Genomic DNA, 19,985 nt, shown 5'->3' with positions numbered 1-19,985 from the left:
TGATTCTGGGCTCAAGGCCTTCAAGTCATCACGGCGTTTCACATGATGCTGCACGATCCTTCAGTCCAAAGCTTGTCGATGGAGTCCGAAAGGTGCCCAACAGGCCTGATAATCCGATTGAGTTCAGACCACCAGCGCACTGCATCGCGATCACCTGGGATTGGCATGCAATGAGGCCAGGCGAAGCTTGGACTCCAATCAGATGAAGATGAACGCGATGAACCCTCCACCCATTGGTTCAAGACATCGTGATTCATTCGGGTGCTGATCATCAGCAGAAATACACTCTCCTATCTCAGCGCGGCGGAGCAGAAAGGATTCACGTTGAAGTGTTCGGATAATGTAAATAGTAGCCCTGTAGTTTTGGCATTCATTCAGGCGAATCAATCGATGTCAGAGGCGCGAAAAAGCTACGAGATGCCACAAAAGTCAATGTTCGATAATCAAAAAAGTGAGGCTAAGATTCAAAATTTTGCTAGTCGTGATGCAAGACTGAAGCGATTGAAGGGCCAGCTTGCAGCGGAAGAAACATCAAACTGATTCCTCATGACCAGAGGCAGGGAATCACGAAACGGAGATCTTCAAGGCACCATCTGAGACAAAATTCAGCAAAACAATGCTTCAGCGATGAATCATTCAGTGCCAGGATGATGACATTGATTGGTGTGCCGGTGGGCACTCAATTGTGGATTCAATGAACTCAAGACCATTGATCAACAGCTGATAAACCCGTGCCAAGCGACAGCAAAGAAAGAATAGATCAAGGCTGGCAGGATGAAGGACAAAAGGACAGGGACTCCAGGCATCAAACGGTTCAAAAAGAGGCAATCAATCATGCAAACTGGCCTCACCGCAAAAGCAATCAAATCGTTAACCAATAGCAAATTATGCACACGGAGAGAGGTGCAAGACCCAAAACAATTGGTTGACTTGAGCCTATAAGCTCGGTAGCATCAAAAAAATTTAATTTTATATAAATGCTCAGCTTGAGGCTTGTAGAACAGATCAGGCTTGTAGGCCTAAAGATTGTCCCTGAGATAAAGCGCACGAAAGGGAAAAAGCTATCCCCTAGAGAAGCAGCCAAAATCAGATGAAAAATGAACTAGAACAATCCAAGGCCAAAGGGATTGTTAATGTATCGATTCTCAATTCTCCCACAAAAATCGCAAGCTCGATCTTTATTGGGCTGGCGGGATTTACAGCTGCATGGGCATTTCTGGCGCCGATACCGGTTAAAGTGTCCGGACTTGGAATTTTAGCCCCAGTTGACGGCTTATTCACATATAAATCCCCATCGGCTGGCAGGATCCTATTACCATTCGTCTACAACGAAAAATCTGCACAAATCAAGTATTCGGTACCCGAATGGTCTAAAAAAGCATACCAATTCATCAGCGACGGAGAAGGCAATAATTACGAAGATTCTGTTGATTTAACTCAACAAATCCTTGACTACCTACAAGTCTTGCAAACAACACGAATGCCAGCCAGTCAATTCAGTGGTGGCGTGGAAAGCGGTGGGGACTATACCGTCAAGATGGAAGACGGCGATGTAATTGCGATTATTGACAAACCAGCGGCCCGGCAAGCTCTTAGAAATAATCTGATGAAGCTTCAACAATCGATCAGTAATTATAAAAATCTGATAGCAATCCACAAAGAATCACTAGAGTTAAGTCGGAATGTTGAAACAGCCAAAAAAGGCTTAATCGATCCGTTAAACAATCTTGTCGAAGAAGGTTTTGCATCACGGTTGGAGTTCAATAACGCACTGGCGGAGGCAACACGCTCGCGGATCGGCGTAACCGACTACACATCTAAACTTCAAGACGTGCAGCTTGATATCAAAAAGAATCAAGCCAGTCTTATTGATGCTTTGTCTGAATTTATAAGGGATTCAGTGATTTTTGCATTCGACGAGGCTTATGTGCAGTCATTCGCGACTTCACAATGGGACTTTGTGAGTGTAGGGGCAGAAATCATGACGGTCAGTTGGTCCAAAGTTGCAGAACCAAGCATCGTTCCAGTTTTTGTTGATCAGAAGGCTGCTACAGAAGTCGAAATTGGGCAGGAAGTCATCCTGACACCACTTGGCTTCAGTGCATCTGAAGTGGGAGGGATCAAGGGGCAGATCGCCTCACTTGAACCTATTCCATTCACAACTGCAACTTTATCGACTCGCCTTAATTCACAAGGTCTTGCAGCAATCGTCAGTCCACGAGGAAGCGCTTATCAAGTCAATGTAAAATTATTAAAACAAGATATTGATGACCTTCGCATTAAAGCATCAAGCAAAGAACCCAACTACAAGAAACTCTTAGGTTCATCGAAGGATAATACAGGAGGATATGTTTGGAACAATAGAAGTAATCCTCCAATCGCTCCAAGAGAAGGTTTTTTACTGGCGAGTCAAATCACAACACGCATGAGAACACCTATCGAGATGCTGATACCAGCTGTCAAAGAGCTCACAGGTCTTGCAGCTCCAAACAAATTGATCCGCTTTAACCTGAATCAAGAATGAATAATATGATCATCAATAAATTTAGAAGATCTCGGGTTCCTTTAGTACTTCAATATGAAATGGTGGAATGCGGTGCAGCATCACTATCGATGATACTTAGATACTTTAGAAAGTATGTATCGCTATCAGAGCTGCGCTATCAGTGTGGGGTAAGCCGAGATGGAAGCAACATGCTCAATATAAAAAAAGCAGCGATGCATTATGGGTTGGAGGTGAAAGCTCAAAAACCAACAGTCAAAGATATCATTGAAGGAAAAATACAGTTTCCCTGTTTAGCATGGTGGAACTACAATCATTTTTTGGTCTTTGAATCGGCCAATGGAAACGTTGTTCATATTGCCGACCCTGCAGGTGGTAAATATAGGGTTAGCCTCTCACAACTTGAAGAAAGTTTCTCAGGCATACTTCTTCAATTTAACAAAACAACTAGCTTTAAAAGATCTGGACAGCCTGAACGTGAAATCGTTAGATTTATCGCTGTTCTTTCTAAATATAGAACGGCCATATTTCTGTTACTGCTCATTGCAACAGCATTGCTGGTAACCTCGTTGGCTTCACCTGGCTTATCTGGAGCATTCGTACAGACATTTTTAGGCGATCAGCGCTATGAAATTGGATTACCCATCCTCTGGCTTTCAATATTTATTGTACTTCTAGCTGGATGCCTAACAGCAGTAGAGCTGACAATTGTGAGGCGAATAGCACTGGCCATTCAAAGACGTTTCGCAGTAGAGATATCATTTAAACTTCTTTCAGTTGACTACAATTTTTTTACGAGTCGGTTTATCGGAGATGTTGCTAGCAGACTCAATCTATCCGAAAGCATTTCAAACACTATAATCAACCAATTTTTAGTGTTCCTGCTTGGTGTTGGTGGTGCAGTCTTACTCATCCCATTTTTAGCTTTAATTTCTTGGCAGTTAACATTAGTATCTCTATTTTACATCGGAATAAGCATTGTAATAGCAGGTATTGCGTCGCAAATAATGATCGATTCAAATCGCTCAATTCAAGTAGAAACGGGTAAGGTCAGTGGTGTCACAGTAAGAATGCTGAACGATACTCGTACGATCAAAGCATCTGGACTAGAGCAAAATTATCTATCCCTTTACCAAAAATATTACACACCTATTCTAAGAAAGTCACAAGAAGTGCAAGAAAAAATGAATGGATTCAGTTTTATATCAAACCTACTTGATTCGCTCTACAACTATGGAACTATTGCATTCTCAGGCTATTTAGTCATGAAAGGTTCAATGAACCTGGCCGGTTTCATGGCTTTTCAGGTTCTCCGATCGGAAATCACAGGACCTTTGCTGGGTGTTTCAACGATCATTGATCAATTGCAGCGGGCTGAAGCCGAACTTGGTAGGCTTCAGGATTTACGTCTGGTTAGTAATGACAAAAAAGTGAGATCTCTTGATGATGAAAAAGCATACTTTGGACCTTCCGTTATTAATGAAATATCCAAAAACGAATTGAACAATAATGTTGATTCGTTAATCAAAACTTTCCCTAAACGTATCAGCGTCAGCCATCTGACCCAGAGCTTCTCACCGCTCTCGCAAAACATATTGAAAGATCTAAGTTTTGAAATTGATGCTGGAGAGCTTTTCAGTATTGTCGGACCGAGCGGATCTGGTAAGTCAACATTAATCAAAAACCTGGTTGGTCTCTACACTCCTACTGAAGGACAAATCCTTTATGACGGCTCTGATTGGTTATCAATTGAAGATAAATCAATCCGCCAATCATTTGCTTACGTTTCTCAGGAGCAAAGCATCTTTAGTGGAACAATCTATAATAATCTAACGCTTTATGATGATCAGCATAAGCTCGAGAAGGTTCGTGAAATTGCAAAATTAGCATGTTTTGATGAAGTTGTAATGGAGTTACCCCAGGGATATTCCACAATGTTAGGAAACCAGGGAATTGGTCTTAGCGGAGGAGAATTACAACGTCTTGAGATTACGAGAGCATTGCTAAAGGATCCCCAGATACTCTTCCTCGACGAAGCAACAAGTGCTCTTGATATATCTACGGAGAAGCGTGTCATCACTAACATCAAAGCGCTTGATAAGACAATTGTTTCAGTTGCACACAGGCTTTTAATCGCAAAGCTAAGCGATCAGGTGATTGTGCTCGATGAAGGAGAAATAATTGAGTCGGGAAGACCTACTGATTTAATGTCAAAAGATCATTCCTTGTTCAAGTCTCTTGTAGATGCTGAAGAAGCGTGAAAAATTCAAAACCATCAAAAACAAGCTTGCAACAGACTTCAGGAGCAATACGCTCTCTTCTAACACTTGATATCGCAACATCAATCGGAGCGACAATCACTGATGGGCAAAGTGCTAATTATGAAAGCGAAAATTTAATCAATAAATTGCGCGACCTTAGTGGATTAGATTCTAAAACACCTGTTCAATTGAGAGGCAGTCTTGAAGACTTATTGACTTCAAATGGATTTTATTTCAGGCTGTCTTCAATGAATCAAGACAGGTCAAAATACGAACAAATACCTATCGTTTGTATTCGCGAGCATGATTCGACTGCCCTGATTATTTATTCTAGAGGATCCAAAGTATATGCATATAGTGCACAAGACAACTCCAGCGCAGCAATTAATTTATCAGCAAATAGTTTCTCTAAATCTGTCTATGAAATCTACCCTGTATTTCCAGAATCACTAGATACATTTTGGAAGTTAATTAAATTTTCATTCCCTGCAATTCGCCCAGACTTAACCAGAGCATTATTATTATCAATTCTGGTCACAGCATTCGCATTGTTGGGGCCGATTATCACGGCTCGTGTCGTTGGTGATGTTGTCCCGAGCGGTAATATGAAGTGGATTATCTCAACTTTTATTATTTCGATACTGATTGCATTATACTCAACCGCACTTAGATGGATCCAGTCATTCTATTTACTCAGATTCAATCAGAAATTAAATCTCAGAATTCAAATCCCCCTTTACCACAGAATCCTCTCATATCCAGTTTATTTTCTTGATCAATACAAAACAGGAGATCTCTCGTCAAGAGCGATGTCAGTTAATAATATTCTTAGGTCACTCTCATCATCAGCTCTTTCATCTGTGATCGGCCTGATATCTCTCATTGGATTTATCGGCATGATGCTTTATTATGATCTTTATTTAAGTATTCCAGCCCTATTATTCATATTAATAGTAGCAATTGTACAGACAATACTATTTCGAAGGCGGCTTATGTATGAGCGTAAACTTGTAGAACGCAAGGCCGACTTTTTTGATGAGTCACTTCAATCTATTAATAACATTGCACAAATTCGAACCAATGGGAAAGAAAAGACCATTTTAAATAGGTGGTCAAAGTATATTTTTTCGATCTCATCGTTAAGCTTTAAAGTTAGCATATTTTCTGATTACAATCGGATCATTTCACGATTTTTAGATAATTTTGGGCTGTCGCTGATCTACGGTATACTCATTTACCGTTTGCTGAATGCAAAGAATATTGACGAAGTCATACTAAGTACATCGACTTTTATCGTCTTCCAAAACGCATTTTCTAATTTTGCTGCCAAATTTATTGAACTTGTAGAGCTATTTAATAATATTCTAGGTAGGTCCCTGGTCGATTTTGAACGGTCTATTCCTTTGATTCGCCAAGGTCCCGAGCCAGGATTGAATTCCCAATTGGAGCGTGTTGAGCTTAAAGGCTTAATTGAATTCAAAAATGTTTATTTTGCTTATCCAGATTCAGATCGATACGTGCTTTCAGATGCATCATTTAAACTTTATCCCGGCAAATTTAATGTCATTTTTGGGCCTAGTGGTTGCGGGAAATCGACTGTTGTTTCAATAATTTTAGGATTTTATCCCATTCAAAGTGGTAGTATTTTTGTTGATGGTCGTGAAATCAATGAACTGGATATTAAAAACCTAAGGTCACAAATAGGCACGGTCCTGCAATCTACAGCTCTATCGGTGTCCTCAATTAGGGAAGCTTTAACTTCTGGATTATTGACACCAGATGAGCAAATATGGGAGACACTTAAAATGGTTAATCTTGAAGAAGAAATTCAATCGTTACCAATGAAGCTAGAAACAATTTTATCCGAAGGTGCTACAAATATCTCCGGGGGGCAAAGACAACGACTTAGTATTGCGCGTGCTCTTTTGAGGCGACCATCAATGTTGATTGAAGACGAATCAACATCTGCATTGGATAATTATTCACAAAAAGTCATCATTAGGAATCTCAAAGAGATCGGCATTACGCGCATTGTCATCGCCCATCGACTAACCGCCATTCGTGATTGTGATCACATGATCATTCTCAACGAAGGAAGCGTCGAATATTCTGGTTCATTTGAAGAATGTATGGAAAATTCTTTATATTTTTCGAAAATCATGCATGATAATGAGGGCGATTAGACGATGATTAAATTCACTCAAAGCATGGTTCAAATGAAGATCTTTTCCTTCACTATTTTAAAGAGAAGAGCCCCTTATGTAAGGGTGATTTTGCTAACTCTATTGCTCCTCCCGACAATTTGTTATCCTGCAAAAGCTCAAAAAATCACACAAGATAATTTTAATCCCATTGAAATGCCTGTAGGTCACTATATAAGAGAGCTGAAAGCTCTTGACGATCAGGGACTCCTGAGTATTGTCGAAGATTTTAAGGCTACATCTATTGATCCCAACCAATCAACAACCCTTAGTCTAGATGAATGTATATCAGTTGCCTTTGCTAACAATCCAAGTTTAAAATCTGAAATTGAATTATTAAAAGCAAGTCGGGATAGATTAATTGCTGCATCTCGCTCTTGGAATCCGACTGCTAGCATAAGAGGTGATTCGAGTGTAAAGAATAGAACTACAAATGAAATTACACGTGCAAAACAGCCCAATTTATCGCCAAGCAAACGAGGCTATACAAGATCCTCGGGCAGCACATCCTCATATCCTCAAAACTTAATAGGAAAACTAGATTGGATATTTCTTGATTTTAGTCGGCAACCCAAGATCAATGCAGCAGCTTCTAACTACAGTGCGAAGAGATATGGTTTTTACTTAGCTTCACGACGACTTATTTTTGATATTCAGGATATCTACTATCAACTTCTCGCTACACAAGAGTTGATAAATTCTTATAAAATCATCGCTGAATCTTATAAAAATATAGTCCTGTTCAACGATTCTCGCTTTGGTGCTGGTCGAACGCATCTAGGAGAAGTAGGCCAAGCGCATGCTCAATTTTTCAGTACCCTGTCGGATTTAACGCAATCTATTGAACGTTACTATGCGTTATCAAACAAACTTGCGAAACTTGTTTCTTTGCCTGGTGAACCTCTCATACTGACAGAAGGAGAAAATCAATTTGCTGGTGAATGGATCTTTGGATTAAAAGAATCGATTGACTTAGCTCAATTGAATAATGATCGAATACTAGTAGCTTTAGAGACTGCCAAAGAATTGAATTCTGAAGGCATTGCTCAAATCAACCAAACACTGCCTAGTTTCTCTCTAACGTCTAGAGCTATTCTAGAGAACAGCTCATCAGATTCTTATAAAAAGATTTTCACCTCAGGATCTTCCAATGCAGGCAGCAATTCATCTGAGACAAGACGGAATTTCACGTTTAATAATAATACTTCATATGACATCTCTGCAGGCATTTTTTTTAATTGGCGTTTTTATCAGGGAGGCGTCAATGATGCCCTGGCAAGCAGTGCTTTCGCCCGATCAAAATCCGAAGAATTTAAAGCCAAAGATATTCGTGATGAACTGGTTGCAAGTGTCAGAACAAGCATCAATGCTCTGAAGTCTAATCGACTAAAATACATTTCTTCTGATGCGGCGGCTCAGTCAGCAAGAATAAGCTATATCGCTTCAATGGCACGATTAAACGCAGGTCTTTCGGATGTAACTACTATCAACCAGTTAGTTCGATTGTATCAAAGCTCAATTCGTACAGAAATCAACGCCATTCAAAATTACAACATTGAACTTGCCAGGTTATATTTTGATACTGCCATTTGGCCGAAGGAGGCAGAAGGCCTTGCGCTTGAATTGCTCAAGGCAACAGGCTTACCCCGCTGAAAATCTGACGATTATTTGGATTCATCTCAATTGAATCATTAAATCTAAGTTTAGATTATTTTCTGATTGGCTATTGCGACCTGATCAACATCTCATAATTAGTTTTCCACGCTGGTCACTGACCGTCCAATACAACGATTCAATGCACATGCGGGAGTTGCGTCTATGGCAATTCAGGAATTGATCGCATTCGAAATTATGCACGTCTTCTTCGACGATTATGATGTTTCGATTCATTGACACAATTGTTTTGAAGTCATTCTGCTGTTCAAGGCTGGGCGAGTTTTCATAAGCGGTTGATGGTATGGAAACGATTACTCGTGTGAAATCAACCTCGCAGTGCATCAGGACATTGAGATCGACGAGTGCTCGGCCGTTGTTCGGAATGACGCTGCGTTAGCAAGCAATCAAAGCCATCGTTGGAAGTCATGCTTTGCTGTAATGGCTTGATCATCTGTCGAATACACCGCGACACAGCTCTGGTGCAGACCTCAATAGGTTCTGGTGAGCATCTTGTGAATGGCTCAGAACATTGTTCTTGACTGGGCTTAGCTCGTTCAGGATCTGGTGATGCCATGACTCCAGGGCAATCAAAAGCCCCGCACTGGGCGGGGCTGCAGGGATGGTGCACTGGATTGGCAGGTTGGGCTTTGCGCTAAGCGATTGATCAGCCTTCGAGTTTGGCGGGCTCGGCCTCGCCTTCCCTCAGTTCGGCGTCGATGATCATCACAGCAGCAGGGTTGCCGGCAGCGAACTTGACGCGGCCCAGCAGATAGGCGGCTTCGTGCTCAGAAAGACGCTGAGCATCAACGATTGCGTCGAGGAACACAGTCGTGCGGCGGTCAATGTCCTTTTCAGCAGTGCCGTAAAGCTGCAGCACCGAGGCGGTCACATCAGCTTCCATGCGGAAGACATTGGCGATCACCTGCTCCACATCAGGCCATTGCTGGCGGGGTGGTTCGATCGTGTCGAGCACAGGGCGCTGACCTCTGGAGATCAGATAGTCAGCAAACTTGGCGGCGTGCTCCTGCTCCTGCTTGGCTTCATCACGCAGATGCTCGGCAAAGCCGGTCAGTTCACGTTCAGCAAACCAGACAGCAGCAGCGAAGTAATCAGCAGCTGACTGACGCTCAAGGTTGAGATGGGCTTCCATCAGGTCGAGCAGTTCGCTGGACATGGGTTCGGCCATGGCCCGGCCTGCAGGACCGACGGGAATGGTGATGGTGGCCTGGGTGGCGGAATTTGTCATTGCGTTGTCCTCTGGGAGGGATGCATCAGTTCTACATCACAAAACAGCGAAAGATATGCGTAAAAACCGAACATTAGTGGATCAAAATATGCTTTTGAGAATCACATTCAAGAGCCTCAAATATGCTTTTGAGAATCACATTCAGCAGTGCTAATCTGCTGCTGAGAATCAGTTTCGTTTGCGGGGCAGGACGGATGGCGGCCGGCGGCCCGCGGCGCTCAATCGCTTGAGACCAAGTCGGCTGCAAGATCAAGACCTCTCGCTGAAACGCACTGAATGTCCGTACCCATAGGGTGACGCCCGATGCCTGCTCAGCAGTCCACCACCCAACCCATTGCACGCTGCTGGGTATGGTTCAGAGATGCATCAATGAAGGCGTTCACTGGAGCTCTTGTGGGTACGGAAGCCGGTTACTGCCCGGTAGGGGCCGAGTCGAAAAGCTGATTAGGTCGCCTGTTACGCCGCCGGTTGGCGGGTGGTGTTTTCAGAACCGGCGAACATGAAGATTGGCCCAGAGATCTCTGATGGTGCTCAGTGGAAGCTGGTGCCAACAGACCCGAGATAACTGTTACCACTGGGGAAGTCCTGGAGAGGCTGATGATCGAAGACCAAGACAAGAAGAAAGAAGGCAAGCAGGAGCTCAGCAAGGAAGCGTTAAAGGGTGTCGAAGGTGCCGGTTGTGGATGTGAAGATGTGCCAGAACTCAACGAATCAGAACTAAAAAATGTGAGTGGTGGGGTGGACTTAGCAGCCGTGGCCATACCGATGTATGACGAGAAATCTCCTAACCCTTGAAGCTGTTACTCACCGGAGAAGCTGATGACTGAGAAGCAGGAAAAGTAAACGTCCAGCAAGCAAGAACTCAGCGAGGAAGAGCTGAAGGGTGTCGATGGTGATCGTAGAGATCGTCCAGTCATTGACCTTATAGAGGGTGGACCAGCTGCTATTCCAGTGGAAATGTCGACCGCTCAGCGTGAATGGGATGGCTTACCAGAAGGCCATAGCAGTCTTGATTCAGACCCGGATTCGTTTGCAAAGGCGATGAAGTCAGGGAAGACGATTGTTATATCTGAATTGCAAGATGACGAAATCACCTCCTCTGCAGTGCCAACAGCCCCACGCTGCCCCCTGTTGATCCCAGAGATGTCAAAGCTCATCTCCATGATGACTTCGATCCTTATTTTGATAAGCCGCAAGCGCAAGTGAACTGATGACCGTTAATAGTTCAATGACATGAGCCCAATCGCTGTCCCACCACATAGCTCTGCCTCAGAGTTGTTCTGTATTCATCAGAAGTCGGTGGCGAAGTAGTCACCAGAGGGGAGAACCGAATGATTCAGTGGAGATGACACGCCAACAGCTGGAACTGGCTTGGTTGCGGCAGCCTCAGCCTCCAGCTGATGGCATGGGTGTCTCCGCTCAAAGGCAAATGCCAAGTGCTGTTAGCAGTCCTTGATGCAGCAGTGCTTCGGTGCCGATAAGGGCAAAAAAGCCGAGCATCGCCAGCCTTCCATTCAGTAATTCAGCTTTCGCCATGCGCTCGCGGCGCATCTGAGCGGCGGCAAGGTCCTGCCAATAACGCTCATCAGCCAGAAGGGTTGCAGTTGTCATGGGTGTCTCCGGTTAAAGGCCAATGGTGTGAAGCAAGCCTTCGCCGCTGATCAGCTCCGTTGCAATCGCTGCAACGAAGCCGAGCATGGCCAGCCGACCGTTCAGCTTCTCGGCGCGTTCATGGAATCCCCAGCCGGCATCAGGTCCGGCGATTTCCATCGGGGTCTCCATGGCATAGACGTTGTCGTGCCCTTCCAGATCGTGTGTCACCAGACCGGTGGGTGCTTGAAATGTGGTTGCTGTCATGAGTGTCTCCGAGTGGGACCTGCTCGGTCTATGCCCGCTCGATCACACATGGAAGTGGGCCAACCGTCCTCTGAGGTTCGGTTTCAGGACCTTTTCGGACGGGTTCTACGGGAGCAAATTCACCGGTTTTTTGCCCCGGATTCCCAGAGCAGAATCAGGTGCTTCCAAGGCCGTCGATTTCTGCCTGCCCTCGAGCTGTTCCAGCCACTGCTCAAGATCCTCCAGTCGGTCAGCCACGGCTGCTAAGGAAGCTGAAGGTGTCTTGCTCTTCAGGAGCAGCAGGCCTTCGCGTACATGCTGCGCCCATTCGGCCGACGACCTGAAGCACCCCTGGCAAAACTCATCCCAGATTTCAGCGTCTGGCTGCTCACGCCAACATCATCCTGTTGCTGGTCGATAACGTGATTCGCTATGCGCTAGGAATTCAGCTCTGCGACGCATTTGGCTAAAAATAGTTGTGATCAATCGTGCCAGGCATGGCAACGAAGTCGTCACCTATTGGAGGCTTATTTATGGGATTTAGGTCGTAGTTCAAGAAATAAAAAGCCCATTTAATTGCGGGAACTTTGTTGTAAGTTTTTGAATAAGCCTCTCATTTCATGATCCAAGGGCATACAACAGGGTTTTTCAAGTCATTGCAATGTCCAGCTGATTGAAACTCCATCCCCCGTTGCTTGTTTGCAAGCTCTGTTGCTGGTTCAAATCGATCTGGGCTTGAATAGACCGCTAATCCCGAAAAAGTGATGACAGTTGCCACTGAGGCAATGATCGACAGCTTTGACTTCATCGACATTTTGTAGACCGAAAGGAAGCGATCGAGGCGGGGTGCTGAAGTCGTCATGGTTTTAGGAGTGCATGTTTAGGGGTGTTGCGCCCTCGACTCCTTCAAGATCACAGTCCTTCTGGTGAACCCCACTACACAGCTCTGGTGCAGACCTCAATAGGTTCTGGTGAGCATCTTGTGAATGGCTCAGAACATAGTTCTTGACTGGGCTTAGCTCGTTCAGGATCTGGTGATGCCATGACTCCAGGGCAATCAAAAGCCCCGCACTTGGCGGGGCTGCAGGGATGGTGAATTGGATTGACAGGTGGGGCTTGATGTTGAGGAGGCTGTTGTTGATCAGCCTTCGAGTTTGGCGGGCTCGGCCTCGCCTTCCCTCAGTTCGGCGTCGATGATCATCACAGCAGCAGGGTTGCCGGCAGCGAACTTGACGCGGCCCAGCAGATAGGCGGCTTCGTGCTCAGAAAGACGCTGAGCATCAACGATTGCGTCGAGGAACACAGTCGTGCGGCGGTCAATGTCCTTTTCAGCAGTGCCGTAAAGCTGCAGCACCGAGGCGGTCACATCAGCTTCCATGCGGAAGACATTGGCGATCACCTGCTCCACATCAGGCCATTGCTGGCGGGGTGGTTCGATCGTGTCGAGCACAGGGCGCTGACCTCTGGAGATCAGATAGTCAGCAAACTTGGCGGCGTGCTCCTGCTCCTGCTTGGCTTCATCACGCAGATGCTCGGCAAAGCCGGTCAGTTCACGTTCAGCAAACCAGACAGCAGCAGCGAAGTAATCAGCAGCTGACTGACGCTCAAGGTTGAGATGGGCTTCCATCAGGTCGAGCAGTTCGCTGGACATGGGTTCGGCCATGGCCCGGCCTGCAGGACCGACGGGAATGGTGATGGTGGCCTGGGTGGCGGAATTTGTCATTGCGTTGTCCTCTGGGAGGGATGCATCAGTTCTACATCACAAAACAGCGAAAGATATGCGTAAAAACCGAACATTAGTGGATCAAAATATGCTTTTGAGAATCACATTCAAGAGCCTCAAATATGCTTTTGAGAATCACATTCAGCAGTGCTAATCTGCTGCTGAGAATCAGTTTCGTTTGCGGGGCGGGGCGGGACGGATGGCGGCCGGCGGCCCGCGGCGCTCAATCGCTTGAGACCGAGTCGGTTCAGCCCCAACTGCATCAGCGTCAGCTGCATGCAGTACCGCAGCAAGCGTCTGACGCCTTATTCCGGCTGAGCTTTGCCCGGCAGCGTCCTGAGCAGCACCTGGCATCCGCACGCTTCGGCGTGAACGTGCAGCCACAACAGCAGCACCGCCTGGGCGGATGGGCTGGTTTGAGGGCCCTACGACGACGAGCATCAGCAGCACGTCTTTCAAGACGATCATTGAGCTGCTTCTGTCGGCCATCGGCCAGCAGTTCCAGCAGTGATTGCGTTTCTTCAGGGCTTGTGGTGTTGCTCGAGTGCCAGAGCTGATCGTCAGCGACGAACCATGGCGTCAAACGCCAGCGCCGAGCCCCCAAAGGCGCCCACCAGAGCCGTCCTGATGTGGTGAGCTTCCACCAGCCGTCAGCGTTCTGCCAGGGCGTTCTGGTCAGTTCCCGGTGGTGCTTTGCGACGGGGCGCAGACAGCCCTCACAGCATGTTCCATCGGGCTCCAGCCGGGGAGGCTTCTGACTGTTTCGGCTACGCATAAGTGCACGTTAAACCGTACCTCCATGGTCGGTCCTCCTCCTGTGGAGACTCATTGATCCGGCATAGAAAGGAACTGTCCCAATCCGGTATTCACCATGACGACAGATCTCATCAAGTGCCAATGCAACACCGCTTGTCAATGCAAAATCGAAGCTGCAAAAGCTGTGATGCGCGACGGCAAAGCCTTCTGCTGTGAAGCATGCGCGGATGGCCTCGGCTGTGGTTGCCGTTGATGGTTTAAGCCCTCACACCCCAAGGCCCCGCCCTCGAGCGGGGCTGCCCTTCCTGCAGCAGCGAGGAGCAGCGGAAACTGGTGCTGCGCTGATCTCTGGTCTGGTTAGCGGTTCGCTGGATCGAACCACTCGGGCAGTGCCTCGTAGCAGGCTCCATTGGCCCGGTTTTCCCGGGCTTCCACCTTCCAGCAGCAGCTGCGGCCTGCATCACGTTGTTGCAACAGGGTGTTGGCCCAGCCCCAGACCAACTGGGCAGTGGCTTCCATGCCCACGTTGTCCATCACGCGCAGATCCAGCGCGCCCTGTTCATGCAGGGTCTGCCACTGATCCATCAACGGATCATCGGCATTCACCAGAAAGGTGTGATCGAACTGCCGTCTGAGTTGCTCCTCCAGAGGCCGGAGGCTGGAGAAGTCAACCACGAAACCACAGGCATCCAGTTCAAAGGCAGCGAACCAAACCGTGAAGCTGCGGCTGTAACCGTGCACGAAACGGCAATGCCCGGGGTGCTGCCACTGCCGATGGCAGCAGGGATAGCCCTCGAAGTGCTTGCTGCAGGTGTGACCAGCGGAAGGCGAAGGCATCGAGGAAAAGAGAGGCGTCACTGCGGCAGGCCTCTTCCTGTCTACATCTGCAGCAAGGGCAGACACGACACTCAAAGCCTGACAGTGACTCCAACGACAAGCAGCTAACTGAAGACAACTGCGATGTCTTTTGAATCGCGATCTGAAGCCTGATCTGGGCCGATAGTCTCATTGAGATGCCCCAGCTGGTGACAAGTAGCGCCCATACCAAGCCAGCATCCGTTGCATCAGATCCAATTGATTGTTTCGGTCCACGAATCCATGACCCTCTCCTGGATAGATGACCTTCAAGGCCGTTACTCCAGCATCTTCAACGGCACGATGCATCTGATGAACCTGACCCGGGGGTGTGCGTTGGTCACTATCACCCACATAAAACAACACCGGTGTTGTCACCTTTGACGCATGCTTGAGCGGGGAGCGCTGCCATGCCAGTGATTGTTGAGGGAAAGGTGGCTCGCCGAGGTGAATGGTCAGATACTGAGGGATATCCGTGGTGCCATAAAAGCTGATCAGATCAGCCAGGATTCCACCAGACACCGCTGCCTTGAAACGTGTTGTCTGGGTGATGCTCCAGGAGCTCAGATAACCGCCATAGCTGTAACCCCCAACACCCAGCCGCTTGGGATCAGCAAATCCTTGCGACACCATTTCGTCGACTCCACTGATCGCATCCACATAATCAATTCCGCCTAAATCACCTGTATTGGCATTGGCGTAACCAACTCCAGCTCCGAGTGAACCCCGCACATTCGGGAAAAAAGTGATGTAGCCATTGGCAGCCAAGACCTGGCCCCAATCCGTGAAACCATCCGACCATCCAATCTGCCAGGCCGATGTCGGACCACCGTGCAGAATCGTCACCATCGGGTAACGGCGACCCGATTGATAGTCAAGGGGAAGCACAAAAAATCCATGCACCATTTGACCATCATCTGGATTGCGCCATTGCAGTTCACGCACCTCTCCAAATCGGATCTGATCAATCTGCGGATTCAAACGTGTGAGCTGTTTGGGGGCCTGACCTGAATCAACGAACCAGAGATCCGGCGGAGCCGATGCGGAAGCTTTGAGCAGAACAACTCGGCCGGATGAATCATGAGCGGTGTATGTGCCCTTCTCAAATAATCTGGCGCCAGATGGTGTCAGCCGCTGAATGGCACCCGTCTCCCGTTCAATCCTGGCGAGAGACGTCTGATTTCCCTCCAACAACTGGCCGAACAGAAAGCGGGAGTCAGCAGACCAGCGTGTATCTCCGATCGTGGCCCGAACGCCATCCAGTAAAACCTGAGTCTGACCATCGCTGACTGAGATAAAAGCTGGAGACCATGCATCTCCGGGTGATCTCCAGACATCAACATGGATGAGCTCGCCGTCAGGCGACCACAACACGGGGGAGTCCCAACCGATGCGATTGGGGAAACGGCGCTCAACCTCAGCCAGGGAAGGATCAATGATCACCAGCTGCCTGGCACTGACCAGATCCGGAACCTTGGCTGTTGGAGATGTCAGAGCGGCAATTCGGGAGCCATCCGGTGACCAGTCAAAGTCGATCACATTCAGTCCAGACGGTGAAATCAGCTTCACCTCCTCTCCTGAAACAGACACCTGATAAAGCTTCGTCAGAGGCAGGGGCCGGTTCGATGGATGGGGTGCGCTGTCGGAATGATTCAGATCGTCTGATGCAAGAAAAGCGAGACTGCTGCCATCAGGCGCCCAACGAAATGCGGAGATCTCTCCGCCCACACCCGTGAGCTGACGAACCCCGGCGCCAGAGGAATCGCTCAGGAAGATCTGTGTTGTGGATCCGTTTGACTCTCCCGTGCCACGTTTGGAGAGAAAGGCCAGCGTTCCTCCATCCGGAGACCATCGGGGTGACCAGTCCTTCTGTGGACTTGAGATCCAGCGTTGGGGAGGAGCGCTGCCGTCCGCAGGAACTCTCCAAAGATCCTGATCACCACGCCAGGGTTGACCATCCTTTTGAGGTCCCGGTTCCTCCAAAACAAAAACCACCGTCTCACCATCAGGCGAGATCTGCGGGCTGGAGGGCTTTCGGATGGTCAGGAAATCGAGAGGTGTTGAACCGCGCGGTTGCGAAGCAGAGGTCGGAGCGGCAAATGAACAGGCCAGCAGCACAAGGCCACTGCTGACCATTGCTCGCTTCAGACCGGATGGCATCGAACATTCGGAACTCTGCGTTCAACGTATCGATGCTGACCTCAGTCAACCAACAGTTACCGAAAGCCGTCTCGGCCAATTCGGGCCAGACGATGGGCGGCTGGGCACTGCGTCAGGATTTGTGCTGACTCCATCTGCAGCAAGCGCAGCCCGATGCAGCCCCTCACCTCAGCCTTCATTGATCAACTCCGTTTCAACGATGCGGGCCTGATCCCGGCAATCGCCCAGGACTGGCTCGATGGTGCTGTGCTGATGGTGGCCTGGATGAACAGGCACTCCATCGAACTGACATTGAGCACAGGAGAGGTGCATTACTGGAGCCGCTCACGCCAGGAGCTGTGGCACAAGGGCGCCACCAGCGGCCACACCCAGACAGTGAGAAACCTCCGCTACGACTGCGATGCGGATGTGATCCTGATCACGATTGAACAGACCGGCGATGTGGCCTGTCACACCGGAGCTCGCAGCTGCTTTTACGAAGACAGTGATCAACGCGCCCCGGGGGGCCCGGAGTCGCTTGCTCCCCCTGCTGACGCCTGCACGGAGCTGATGCGCGTGATCGAAAGCCGCCGGGATCACCCTGAGGAAGGCAGTTACACCAACCAACTGCTCAAGGGTGGTGACAACAGCATCCTCAAGAAAATCGGTGAGGAGAGTGCGGAGTTTGTGATGGCGTGCAAGGACGACAATGCCGAAGAGATCGCTGGAGAAGCGGCCGACATCCTGTTCCATCTGCAGGTTGCCTTGGCCCATCACGGTGTCAGCTGGCGCCGGGTGCAGGCAGTCCTGGCAGCACGCCGAGGAGCTCCGCGCAGACACTGATCAGGGAGTGCAGGGAGATTCAGAGCTGATGACCACTTCATCTCCAAGCTGCACGGTTTTGAGCAGGTCAGTCATCACGTTCTGATCGACGTTGATGCAGCCACCGGTGATCGACTGCCCCACCCGGCTGGGATCGTTGGTGCCATGAATGGCGAAGCTGTACCAGCGGAATTTGCCGTCGTAGGTGTTGAAGCGGAATGGCTGTGGCGTGGCGGGCACAGGGGCCAGGCTGATGTAACCCTTGCCGTACTCACCGGTTTCACCATCGCCCTTGAAATCGATGGAACTCATGTTGCGAAACAGATTCTCGCGCAGATAGGTCTCAGTCTTTCCGGACTCCTTGACCAGCGCAGGATCCATCACGAAACGATCCTCGCTGAGAATTGCATTCACGCGAAAGGTGCCCAGCGGAGTCCATCCTTCCTCGAACCTTGATCCAGCGCAGGCAATGCCGTTGCGGCCATAACCCACCTTGAAACGAAGGGATTCACGCCCCTGATTGAGCTCTCCCGTGCTCGCGGAGGGGTCTGTCGCATCCAGCTGAATGCTGATGCTGTCTTTGGAGGCACGCTCTTCCCGCGAGAGGGGACCCGACTGGCCACACCCGGCAAGCGCAACGAGCACAACCCCCATGAATAGTGAACGCATCAGGCTGCCTGAGAGCAGCAAGGTTCCAATCCTCAAGGCCAGTCATCGTTCACTGGAGGAAGCATGCCGAGTTTTCAGCGGCCTGTCAGAAGCTTGAAGCGAGCGTCAAAACAGCCATCACTGAGCTGCGGTGTCGGCAGGATTCAATGGCTCACCAAAGCGAGTGGGCTGAGCGCGCAACCAGTTCAGCGTGCGCCGATCCCCGTCAGATGGAGCGAGCACCGGAGAGGCTCCTTGCACCGGCGCAAGGGCATCAGCAGGATCATCGCTGTGCCCCCAGAGACCAAGGGCATGACCCAGCTCATGCAACGCGGTGGCTTGCAAGGCCTCTGCCCTCAGCTCCGGTGACACAAGAACGGTCACCCCTGGTTCCAGTCGCCAGACGTCTGCGCGACGGACCTCAAGCAGTTGCAGCACGGCACGACCATTACTGGCTCGCCAACCCCCCGCCAGCTGACGCCGAGGCGGTCGACGACGTTCGATCCGGATGTGAGCCCGGTTGGGATCACTGACACGCGTAATCGGCAACAGAGGCATCCAATCCTGCAAAGCGGCATTAACGGCATTCAGCCAGCGTCGCTCCCATCGATCCGCCTCAGCGGCGGCGGCAGGCTCGACCCAGACACACCACCGAGGAAGGGATGGAATTCCGAAAGCCGTGGTCGCCAAACGCGCACCGTATCCAGGAGCTGTTTGAGCAGCCGCGGCCGTGAAGGGCTGACCCTCCAGCCTGCGAACCTGCTGAACCGGTGGACAGGGGTCATCAAGCATCGAACTGGTTACTCAGGCAGCAGAAAGACCAACACCCCTGGCCATCAGTGTGGCGAGCATCGGAACCAGGGCAAATCCCACAAGCTCCACATTGATGATCCAGCCCAGACGGGTTGCCAGTTCTTGACCCACTTTGGGTAACTCACCCTTGCGCAGCGGAATCGCCCAGAGGACATAGGTGACCGTGGGATAAAGCGAAAGCCCTCCGACGCTCAAATAGAGACCGACTTTCCACCAAAACAGTGGGTTTTCCGTGTAGAAGTCGCTGCCCTGACCGAAGTAGAGAACCCGCAGAATTCCACTGACCAGCAGAGCCAGCGCCGCAATTCCGTAGATGATGTCGGTGATCACCATGGCCGTGGCGGTCCTGCGATCGGGATCCGGACGAATCAGCCGTCGCTCCACCACCAGGGCCGCGAAGCAGAGCATGAAGCTCAGGTAGTGGACATAGGCCACGCCAGCACTCTTGGCAATCTCCGGAGTCAGCGCAGAAGCCAGCAACATGAGCTCGAATCATTTGTTGCTGGCGACAGTAGCGGCTGAGAGG

At 49.2% G+C, this 19,985-nt stretch carries 21 protein-coding genes; 9 read left to right on the top strand and 12 right to left on the bottom strand.

Annotated features, from left to right (window positions below):
• The first annotated feature begins 261 nt into the window (after positions 1-261).
• From SIB58_RS03365 to SIB58_RS03345, 5 genes are all read left to right on the top strand, one after another.
• Positions 262-540 carry a hypothetical protein gene (locus SIB58_RS03365; RefSeq protein ID WP_066908389.1) on the top strand — a complete coding sequence of 93 codons (279 nt, stop codon included), beginning with the start codon at positions 262-264 and terminating at the stop codon, positions 538-540.
• Between the two features lie 550 nt (positions 541-1,090).
• Positions 1,091-2,524 (top strand): hypothetical protein, encoded by a 1,434-nt coding sequence (locus SIB58_RS03360; protein WP_067326341.1) that lies wholly within the window; start codon positions 1,091-1,093, stop codon positions 2,522-2,524.
• A complete protein-coding gene (locus tag SIB58_RS03355) occupies positions 2,521-4,764 on the top strand; it encodes a peptidase domain-containing ABC transporter (protein ID WP_066908395.1) in 2,244 nt (747 codons plus the stop codon). Before SIB58_RS03360 ends, SIB58_RS03355 begins: the two co-directional genes overlap by 4 nt.
• The gene (locus SIB58_RS03350) at positions 4,761-6,947 is read left to right on the top strand and encodes a peptidase domain-containing ABC transporter (protein WP_156486646.1); all 2,187 of its coding nucleotides are present in this window, start codon (positions 4,761-4,763) and stop codon (positions 6,945-6,947) included. Before SIB58_RS03355 ends, SIB58_RS03350 begins: the two co-directional genes overlap by 4 nt.
• 3 nt (positions 6,948-6,950) lie before the next feature.
• Positions 6,951-8,618, top strand: coding sequence for a TolC family protein (locus tag SIB58_RS03345; RefSeq protein ID WP_067326344.1), 1,668 nt, complete (start codon positions 6,951-6,953; stop codon positions 8,616-8,618).
• Positions 8,619-9,285: 667 nt separating this feature from the next.
• On the opposite strand, the gene SIB58_RS03340 is transcribed toward SIB58_RS03345, so the two are convergent.
• Entirely contained in the window at positions 9,286-9,867 is a 582-nt protein-coding gene (locus SIB58_RS03340; RefSeq protein ID WP_186538112.1) for a ferritin, read from the bottom strand.
• A gap of 597 nt (positions 9,868-10,464) precedes the next feature.
• Here SIB58_RS03340 and SIB58_RS03335 point away from each other — a divergent pair.
• Both SIB58_RS03335 and SIB58_RS03330 read left to right on the top strand, forming a co-directional pair.
• Positions 10,465-10,662, top strand: a complete 198-nt coding sequence (locus SIB58_RS03335; RefSeq protein WP_414494698.1) for a bacteriocin — start codon at positions 10,465-10,467, stop codon at positions 10,660-10,662.
• A 162-nt stretch (positions 10,663-10,824) separates the two neighbouring features.
• The gene (locus SIB58_RS03330) at positions 10,825-11,073 is read left to right on the top strand and encodes a hypothetical protein (protein WP_414494697.1); all 249 of its coding nucleotides are present in this window, start codon (positions 10,825-10,827) and stop codon (positions 11,071-11,073) included.
• 213 nt (positions 11,074-11,286) lie between these two features.
• On the opposite strand, the gene SIB58_RS03325 is transcribed toward SIB58_RS03330, so the two are convergent.
• The 6 genes from SIB58_RS03325 to SIB58_RS03300 all read right to left on the bottom strand — a co-directional run bounded on the left by SIB58_RS03325 (position 11,287) and on the right by SIB58_RS03300 (position 14,201).
• Complete coding sequence (locus tag SIB58_RS03325) at positions 11,287-11,478, bottom strand: chlorophyll a/b-binding protein (RefSeq protein ID WP_186539807.1); 192 nt, start codon at positions 11,476-11,478, stop codon at positions 11,287-11,289.
• A 12-nt stretch (positions 11,479-11,490) separates the two neighbouring features.
• Positions 11,491-11,724: a chlorophyll a/b-binding protein gene (locus SIB58_RS03320; RefSeq protein ID WP_186539806.1), complete on the bottom strand. Its 234-nt coding sequence runs from the start codon at positions 11,722-11,724 to the stop codon at positions 11,491-11,493.
• A 105-nt stretch (positions 11,725-11,829) separates the two neighbouring features.
• A complete protein-coding gene (locus SIB58_RS03315; RefSeq protein WP_414494696.1) occupies positions 11,830-11,961 on the bottom strand; it encodes a hypothetical protein in 132 nt (43 codons plus the stop codon).
• Positions 11,962-12,316: 355 nt separating this feature from the next.
• Entirely contained in the window at positions 12,317-12,565 is a 249-nt protein-coding gene (locus SIB58_RS03310) for a hypothetical protein (protein WP_186539805.1), read from the bottom strand.
• 279 nt (positions 12,566-12,844) lie between these two features.
• On the bottom strand, positions 12,845-13,426 hold the full coding sequence (locus tag SIB58_RS03305) for a ferritin (RefSeq protein WP_186538112.1): 582 nt from the start codon (positions 13,424-13,426) through the stop codon (positions 12,845-12,847).
• A gap of 268 nt (positions 13,427-13,694) precedes the next feature.
• On the bottom strand, positions 13,695-14,201 hold the full coding sequence (locus tag SIB58_RS03300) for a hypothetical protein (protein ID WP_156486582.1): 507 nt from the start codon (positions 14,199-14,201) through the stop codon (positions 13,695-13,697).
• 96 nt (positions 14,202-14,297) lie between these two features.
• On the opposite strand from SIB58_RS03300, the gene SIB58_RS03295 reads away from it, so the two are divergent.
• On the top strand, positions 14,298-14,435 hold the full coding sequence (locus SIB58_RS03295; protein WP_074159276.1) for a hypothetical protein: 138 nt from the start codon (positions 14,298-14,300) through the stop codon (positions 14,433-14,435).
• A gap of 104 nt (positions 14,436-14,539) precedes the next feature.
• Here the strand turns inward: SIB58_RS03295 and SIB58_RS03290 are convergent, their stop codons facing one another.
• Complete coding sequence (locus SIB58_RS03290; RefSeq protein WP_066905654.1) at positions 14,540-15,019, bottom strand: 6-carboxytetrahydropterin synthase; 480 nt, start codon at positions 15,017-15,019, stop codon at positions 14,540-14,542.
• Between the two features lie 168 nt (positions 15,020-15,187).
• Positions 15,188-17,197, bottom strand: a complete 2,010-nt coding sequence (locus SIB58_RS03285; RefSeq protein WP_066905656.1) for an alpha/beta hydrolase family protein — start codon at positions 17,195-17,197, stop codon at positions 15,188-15,190.
• A 153-nt stretch (positions 17,198-17,350) separates the two neighbouring features.
• Between SIB58_RS03285 and hisIE the strand changes: the two genes are divergently transcribed.
• Entirely contained in the window at positions 17,351-18,019 is a 669-nt protein-coding gene (hisIE, locus tag SIB58_RS03280) for a bifunctional phosphoribosyl-AMP cyclohydrolase/phosphoribosyl-ATP diphosphatase HisIE (protein ID WP_066905658.1), read from the top strand.
• On the opposite strand, the gene SIB58_RS03275 is transcribed toward hisIE, so the two are convergent.
• The 3 genes from SIB58_RS03275 to SIB58_RS03265 all read right to left on the bottom strand — a co-directional run bounded on the left by SIB58_RS03275 (position 18,020) and on the right by SIB58_RS03265 (position 19,942).
• Positions 18,020-18,667: a lipoprotein gene (locus SIB58_RS03275; RefSeq protein ID WP_066906078.1), complete on the bottom strand. Its 648-nt coding sequence runs from the start codon at positions 18,665-18,667 to the stop codon at positions 18,020-18,022.
• 117 nt (positions 18,668-18,784) lie between these two features.
• Entirely contained in the window at positions 18,785-19,438 is a 654-nt protein-coding gene (locus tag SIB58_RS03270) for a peptidase (RefSeq protein WP_066905660.1), read from the bottom strand.
• A 12-nt stretch (positions 19,439-19,450) separates the two neighbouring features.
• Entirely contained in the window at positions 19,451-19,942 is a 492-nt protein-coding gene (locus SIB58_RS03265) for a DUF2214 family protein (protein ID WP_066905662.1), read from the bottom strand.
• Positions 19,943-19,985 lie beyond the last annotated feature (43 nt).

The organism is Synechococcus sp. MIT S9504 (assembly GCF_047497135.1).
Lineage (GTDB): Bacteria > Cyanobacteriota > Cyanobacteriia > PCC-6307 > Cyanobiaceae > Synechococcus_C.
This window is presented reverse-complemented; position numbering and strand designations above follow the sequence as displayed.